The organism is Actinophytocola sp., assembly GCF_009379765.1.
In the GTDB taxonomy this organism is placed as follows: domain Bacteria; phylum Actinomycetota; class Actinomycetes; order Mycobacteriales; family Pseudonocardiaceae; genus Actinophytocola.
The window spans coordinates 21,696-28,111 of sequence record NZ_WHTD01000107.1 but is presented as its reverse complement, the minus strand read 5'-3'; the positions used below and the strand labels follow the sequence as shown (position 1 = coordinate 28,111).

6 protein-coding genes are annotated in these 6,416 nt (G+C 69.2%); 1 reads left to right on the top strand and 5 read right to left on the bottom strand.

The window, feature by feature from the left end; translation table 11 throughout:
• Positions 1-118: 118 nt before the first annotated feature.
• The 5 genes from paaC to GEV28_RS27970 form a co-directional block, all read right to left on the bottom strand.
• The gene (gene paaC, locus GEV28_RS27990; protein ID WP_291415323.1) at positions 119-1,045 is read right to left on the bottom strand and encodes a 1,2-phenylacetyl-CoA epoxidase subunit PaaC; all 927 of its coding nucleotides are present in this window, start codon (positions 1,043-1,045) and stop codon (positions 119-121) included.
• A complete protein-coding gene (gene paaB / locus GEV28_RS27985; protein WP_291415328.1) occupies positions 1,042-1,335 on the bottom strand; it encodes a 1,2-phenylacetyl-CoA epoxidase subunit PaaB in 294 nt (97 codons plus the stop codon). The genes paaC and paaB overlap by 4 nt, the downstream gene beginning before the upstream one ends.
• 23 nt (positions 1,336-1,358) lie before the next feature.
• Entirely contained in the window at positions 1,359-2,291 is a 933-nt protein-coding gene (gene paaA, locus GEV28_RS27980; protein ID WP_291415321.1) for a 1,2-phenylacetyl-CoA epoxidase subunit PaaA, read from the bottom strand.
• Between the two features lie 86 nt (positions 2,292-2,377).
• On the bottom strand, positions 2,378-3,142 hold the full coding sequence (locus GEV28_RS27975) for an NPP1 family protein (protein ID WP_291415319.1): 765 nt from the start codon (positions 3,140-3,142) through the stop codon (positions 2,378-2,380).
• A 109-nt stretch (positions 3,143-3,251) separates the two neighbouring features.
• On the bottom strand, positions 3,252-3,737 hold the full coding sequence (locus tag GEV28_RS27970; protein ID WP_291415317.1) for a DUF3592 domain-containing protein: 486 nt from the start codon (positions 3,735-3,737) through the stop codon (positions 3,252-3,254).
• A gap of 264 nt (positions 3,738-4,001) precedes the next feature.
• Between GEV28_RS27970 and GEV28_RS27965 the strand changes: the two genes are divergently transcribed.
• A complete protein-coding gene (locus GEV28_RS27965) occupies positions 4,002-6,341 on the top strand; it encodes an immune inhibitor A domain-containing protein (protein ID WP_291415316.1) in 2,340 nt (779 codons plus the stop codon).
• Positions 6,342-6,416 lie beyond the last annotated feature (75 nt).

The following is a 6,416-nucleotide window of genomic DNA, read 5'->3' as shown; positions in this document are numbered from 1 at the left end:
TCGTCAGTCCAGACACCGGCGGCCCGCTCACAAGCCATCGGCCCCGTGATCACTGGCTCGCTCCGCTCGCTGACTCGCGGGCCTGTACCCGGTGTCTTCGGTTCGCTCGCAAGGTCGCTCACCACGTCGCCCCCGGCAGCGACCGCGCGAGGTGCTGCATCTCCGCGAGCAGGTACCCGAGCGCCTCGGTGTGCGCGCCGTCCCGCCCGCCGCGCCCGGCCACCGGCGACATCGGCGCCGCGTCCGGCCGGTCGAGCGAGGCCGCCGCGAACACCGTGTCGAACACGTCGTCCACTTCGGACCGAACGGTCGCCGGGTCCACCGCGATGCCGGCCAGCCGCTGCTCGACCGGATGGGTGGCGAACAGCTCCGGCACCAGCGGCCACACCTTCTCCAGCCCCGCGATCATCCGGTCCCGCGAGAGCGACGTGCCGCCCGCCAGGCGCAACGTCCACTGCGCGGCGTGGTCGCGGTGGTAGGCCAGCTCCTTGACCCCCTTGGCGGCGATCGCGGCCAGCACCGGGTCGACCGACGCCGCCAGCTGGGTCAGCACCGCCAGCCGCCAGGAGGAGAACACCAGCAGCCGCGCGATCGTCGTCGCGAAGTCACCGCCGGGGCCCGGCCCGCAGTCGATCTCGACCAGCCGCACGTTGCGGAACTCGTGCTCGTCGCGCCGGTATGCCAGGGTGTCCTCGTCGCGGCCCGCGTCCTCGACCTCGCCGGCCCGGGACAGCAGCAGCCGCGCCTGGCCGAGCAGGTCCAGGGCGATGTTGGCCAGCGCGACGTCCTCCTCCAGCTCGGGCGCGCGCGAGCACCACTCGGTGAGCCGCTGGGACATGATCAGCGCGTCGTCGGCGAGCATCAGGCAGTACGCCGCGAGATCCGCATGGTCCACTTCGGACGGAAGAGCCCTGGCCACGCCGGCCAGCGGGTCGTCGAAGCCCGTGCCGAACGCCCAGTGCTGGTCGTCGTTCTCGCCAGAGATGATGGCGTCGTAAGCGTTGTCACTGTGTTCATGCGGGACACCCGCACCCGAGTCGGTCATAGATGCGGCACGTCCTCGGGAATCGAGTAGAACGTGGGGTGCCGGTAGACCTTGTCCCCGCTCGGCGCGAAGAACGGGTCCTTCTCGTCCGGCGACGACGCGGTGATCGCCGCCGCCGGCACCACCCAGATGCTCACGCCCTCGTTGCGCCGGGTGTAGAGGTCGCGCGCGTTGCGCAGCGCCATCTCGTCGTCCGGCGCGTGCAGCGACCCGACGTGCACGTGGTTGAGCCCGCGCTTCCCGCGGACGAACACCTCGTACAGCGGCCAGACCGACCGTGGCTGACTCATGTCGTGCCCCTGGTTCGCTTCACTCACGCCACGTCCTCCCGGACGGCCTGCTTGGCGGCGTACGCGGCGGCGGCCTCCCGTACCCAGGCGCCGTCCTCGTGGGCGGCGCGCCGGTGCGCGACCCGCTGCTTGTTGCACGGCCCGTTCCCGTGGACGACCTGCCAGAACTCGTCCCAGTCGATCTCGCCGAAGTCGTGGTGCTCGCGCTCGGCGTTCCACCCGAGCGCGGGATCGGGCAGCGTGACGCCGAGCGCGTCGGCCTGCGGGACGGTCATGTCCACGAACCTCTGCCGCAGCTCGTCGTTGGTGTGCCGCTTGATCCGCCACGCCATCGACTGCGCCGTGTTGGACGACTCCTCGTCCGACGGCCCGAACATCATCAGCGACGGCCACCACCAGCGGTCGACGGCGTCCTGGACCATGCGCCGCTGGGCCTCGGTGCCCCGCATCATCGTCATCAGGAGCTCGTAGCCCTGGCGCTGGTGGAAGGACTCCTCCTTGCAGATGCGGATCATCGCGCGGGCGTAGGGCCCGTAGGAGGTGCGGCAGAGCGGCACCTGGTTGCAGATGGCCGCGCCGTCGACGAGCCAGCCGATCGCGCCGATGTCCGCCCAGGTGAGGGTGGGGTAGTTGAAGATGCTCGAGTACTTCTGCCGGCCCTCGACCAGCTTCGTCGTGAGGTCCTCGCGGTCGGCGCCGAGTGTCTCGGTGGCCGCGTAGAGATACAGGCCGTGGCCGGCCTCGTCCTGCACCTTGGCCAGGAGGATCGCCTTGCGGCGCAACGAGGGCGCGCGGCTGATCCAGTTGGCCTCCGGCTGCATGCCGATGATCTCGGAGTGCGCGTGCTGCGCGATCTGCCGGACGAGCGTCTTGCGGTAGCCGTCGGGCATCCAGTCCCGCGGCTCGATGCGCTGCTCGGCGCCGACGATCCGATTGAACTCCTGCTCCAGGTCCACGTCCCGATGTTACACGTGAACCCGCGAATTTCAGATACGTGTCATAACCGGGTGCCCCACCGCGTACGGCGGGGCACCCGGCGTGCTCAGCCGTACGGGTTGAACGGGATGCCGGCCGGCTTGGCCTTGTCGAGGTTGTCCTCGAAGGCGCCGTCCTTGATGGCCAGGCTGGCGCTGCCGAAGTCGGCGCCGGTCAGCCTGTCCCTGATGCCGGGCGGGAAGTTGTCCCAGCTGACCAGGTCCGGGTACTGCCAGGTGCCGTAGTGGTTCTCCGGTTGCTCGGTCATGCCCGCCAGCCGGAAGCAGTGCGTGCTGGCGCCGTCCTTGTGGTAGATGACCTTGGCGTGCGTGCCCTCCCAGCCGACCTGGGACCGGGGGTAGGTCGAGTAGTCGCCGTGCGCGGAGACCGACACGTACTGCGCCTGGTCCTGGTTGACCCAGACGACGACGTGCTCGAGGTCGTGCCGATGCCCGCAGCAGTCGACCAGGGGCACGGCCTGGTCCTTCTCGAAGTACAGGTCGTAGAGGTAGGCGCACCAGTCGTTGTTGCACTTGGCCCTGGAGTAGGAGTTGGTGTTGTCCAGGTCGGACTGGTCATGGCAGTTCCCGTTCAGGGCGCCGGAGTTCTTCAGCCCCGGGTTGACCGTCCCGTCCGGGCCGATGGCGGGCGTGGGGTAGCAGCCGTCCCCGTCGTAGTCGAACGCCGGCTGCCACCTGCCGTCCGCCTCGGCGAAGCTGGCCGGCAGCGCGGACGGCGGATCCGCCCACGCGACCGCGGGAACGGCGACCATCAGCACGGCGGCACCGACAACGGCCTTGACCGCGAACGAGACCTTTCTCGTAACGCTCATCACATCAGAGCTCCCCGATCGACTTTCGTACGACGCAACTGACTGTAAATCACCCACTACAGACAGAAACCCGACGAAAGTCGTACAGGCGTCCACGCGCACGCGAAAGTCAGCCGACGGGCGTCGGCTCGGCGGGATCGGCGGGGCTCGGCGGCGGCCGGACCCGGCGCAGCGTCCACACCGACGGCACCAGCACGGCCCACACGGCCAGCACGGTCGACCCGACCGGCAGCAGGGTGATCACCGCACCCCGCCCGGCGACCCGCACCAGCTCGGGGTTGTCCAGCTGGTACTCGACCTCGACCACGTCGCCCTGCTTCAGCCCGGCCGGGTACAGGACGCCGGTCTGCGGAATGTGCTCCGCCCCGTCCGGCGTGTAGAAGCGCACCAGGGTCCGGGTGAAGGAGTCCGCGACCACCTCGGCGTTCGCGAAGCCGATGTCGCGGTCGATCGCGATGTCCTCGGTCCACGCGGCGACCACCAGCGCCACGCCGAGGAAGGTGACGATCGCGCCCAGGGCGAGCAGTGACCGCGCGGCGATCCGGCGGATCAGCCGGCGCCGGTCCGCCGGGGCGTTGGTCACCTGCTGTACCACGTCGCGAGCCTAGCCGCCGGCCACGAAGCGCCACCGAGCAGACGTCGGCGCACCACCAGACAGGCGCCGCCCGGCGGCCGACTGGACCAACCCACGCGGGTTAGCCCAATCGGATTAGGCCTTTCGCCGGGTCCCCATTCATATTCACGTTACGTAATATCTCGCACGCGTCGAGGTCAGCCTGCCGGGTGGCCCGCGCTTTTTGAGCGATCCATGGAGGACGCGTTGCAACGGAGAATCCTTGTCGGCCTTACGAGCGTCGCCATGGTGGCGGCGGGGCTGACCACGTTCGGATCGGTGGCCCAGGCGGCGCCGCCGGTCAACCAGAAGGACCAGGTCGGCGCCGTCGCCGGGACCGACGATCAGCCCAGCCCAGCCGAGGAGAAGCGCCGGGCCATGCGCCAGGAGGCCCTGGCGGACGTGCTGTCCGGCGAGCGCACGACGGAGAAGCGCGGCTCCAGCACGGTCGTCAAAATGGGCAAGAAGGCCGCGACGAACAAGCAGGGCAAAAAGGGCGGACAGGTCGACCAGTACGTCGAGCTGTCCCGTGCGGACACCGACAAGATCTTCGTGGTGCTGGCGGAGTTCGGCAACGAGCGGCACCCGGACTACCCGGACCAGGACACCGACCCGAACACCCCGGGCCCGGTGACCTTCGACGGTCCGCTGCACAACCAGATCCCGGAGCCCGACCGCGGGAACGACAACTCCACGATCTGGCAGGAGGACTACAGCCGGCAGCACTACCAGGACCTGTACTTCTCGGACAACCCGGACGTCGACTCGCTCGCGAACTACTACGAGAAGCAGTCGTCGGGCCGGTACTCCGTCGAGGGCACGGTCAGCGACTGGGTGAAGGTCAGGTACAACGAGGCCCGCTACGGCCGGTCGAACGGCTTCCCCTGCGGCGGCAACGTCTGCAGCAACGCGTTCAACCTGGTGCAGGACGGCGTCAACCAGTGGTACGACGACCAGGTCGCGGCCGGCAAGACGCCGGAGCAGGTGAAGGCCGAGCTGGCCACCTACGACGTCTGGGACCGCAACGACTTCGACGGTGACGGGAACTTCGACGAGCCGGACGGTTATCTCGACCACTTCCAGATCGTGCACGCGGGTGGCGACCAGGCCGACGGTGACCCGATCTACGGCGAGGACGCGGCATGGAGCCACCGCGCGTTCGCGTTCAGCAACACCAGCACCGGCCCGGGCGACAACCTGCAGGGCGGCACCGAGGTCGGCGACTCCGGCCTATGGGTCGGCGACTACACCATGCAGCCGGAGAACGGCGGCGTCGGCGTGTTCGCCCACGAGTACGGCCACGACCTCGGTCTGCCGGACCTGTACGACACCTCCGGTGGCGGGCAGAACAACCTCAACTGGTGGTCGCTGATGGCCCAGCAGCGGGTCTCCGGGCCGGGCGAGCCGATCGGCTTCCGGGTCAACGACATGGACCCGTGGTCGAAGCTCCAGCTCGGCTGGCTCGACTACGAGACGGTGGTCGCCGGCCAGACCAAGACGCTGAACCTCGGCCCGCACGAGTACAACTCGGCCAAGCCGCAGGGTGTCGTGGTCGTGTTGCCGGACAAGGAGGTCACGTTCGACTACGGCGCGCCGTTCGCCGGCGAGCACCAGTGGTGGTCCACCAGTGGGGACGACCTCGACAACACGCTGACCCGCACGGTCGACCTGACCGGGGCCACCTCGGCGTCGCTGACCCTCAAGGCGCGCTTCGACATCGAGGAGGACTTCGACTACCTCTACACCCAGGCCTCGACGGACGGCGGGGCCACGTGGACCTCGCTCGACGGGACCGTCGGCGGGCAGCCGTTCCAGCAGGACTCCAATGGCGACCCGGCGATCTCCACCACGTCGGACGACGAGTGGCTGGACATGAACGTCCCGCTGGACTCGGTCGTCGGCGGTGAGGTGCAGGTGCGCTTCCGCTACAAGACCGACGGCGGCCTGGCCCTGCCCGGCTTCTTCGCCGACGAGGTCTCGGTCAACGTCGACGGCCAGCCGGTGTTCACCGACGGCGCCGAGGACGGCGACAACGGCTGGACGGTGTCCGGGTTCCGGATCGCCGAGCAGTCCGAGATCCTGCCGTTCGACAACTTCTACCTCGCGTCGAACCGCACGTACGAGTCCTACGACCAGTACATGCGCACGGGCCCGTACAACTTCGGTGACCCGGCCCGGCCGGACTGGGCGGAGCACTTCCCGTACGAGACCGGCCTCGGCGTCTGGTACTGGGACACCGCCCAGCCGGACAACAACACCAGCCAGCACCCGGGCGAGGGCCTGATCCTCCCGGTCGACGCGCACCCCGCGCCGATCTACAACCTGGAGGGCCAGCCGTGGCGGGAGCGGATCGCCGGCTACGACGTGCCGTTCTCGCGGCACAAGGCGGCGTCGTTCATGCTGCACGTCAACGGCAAGCCGAGCTACGTCCGTGGCCAGGACGCCGTGCCGCTGTTCGACGACACCAGGACCTACTGGTACGCCGAGCAGCCCAACGCGGGCGTGACGCTCCCGGCCACCGGGACGACGATCCGGGTGCAGTCGGAGAGTGGCACCTCGATGAAGATCCGGATCGGCACGAAGTAGCCGACCGGCGCTGACGAACCGGGCCTCCCACAACGGCGTGGGAGGCCCGGTCTCGTTCATTCCTGGACGGGGACG

Excerpts from the sequence above, each read along its gene's own strand:
- paaC (WP_291415323.1), bottom strand. The coding sequence starts at position 1,045 with ATGACCGACTCGGGTGCGGGTGTCCCGCATGAACACAGTGACAACGCT.
- paaB (WP_291415328.1), bottom strand. The coding sequence starts at position 1,335 with ATGAGTCAGCCACGGTCGGTCTGGCCGCTGTACGAGGTGTTCGTCCGC.
- GEV28_RS27975 (WP_291415319.1), bottom strand. The coding sequence starts at position 3,142 with ATGAGCGTTACGAGAAAGGTCTCGTTCGCGGTCAAGGCCGTTGTCGGT.
- GEV28_RS27965 (WP_291415316.1), top strand. The coding sequence starts at position 4,002 with ATGGTGGCGGCGGGGCTGACCACGTTCGGATCGGTGGCCCAGGCGGCG.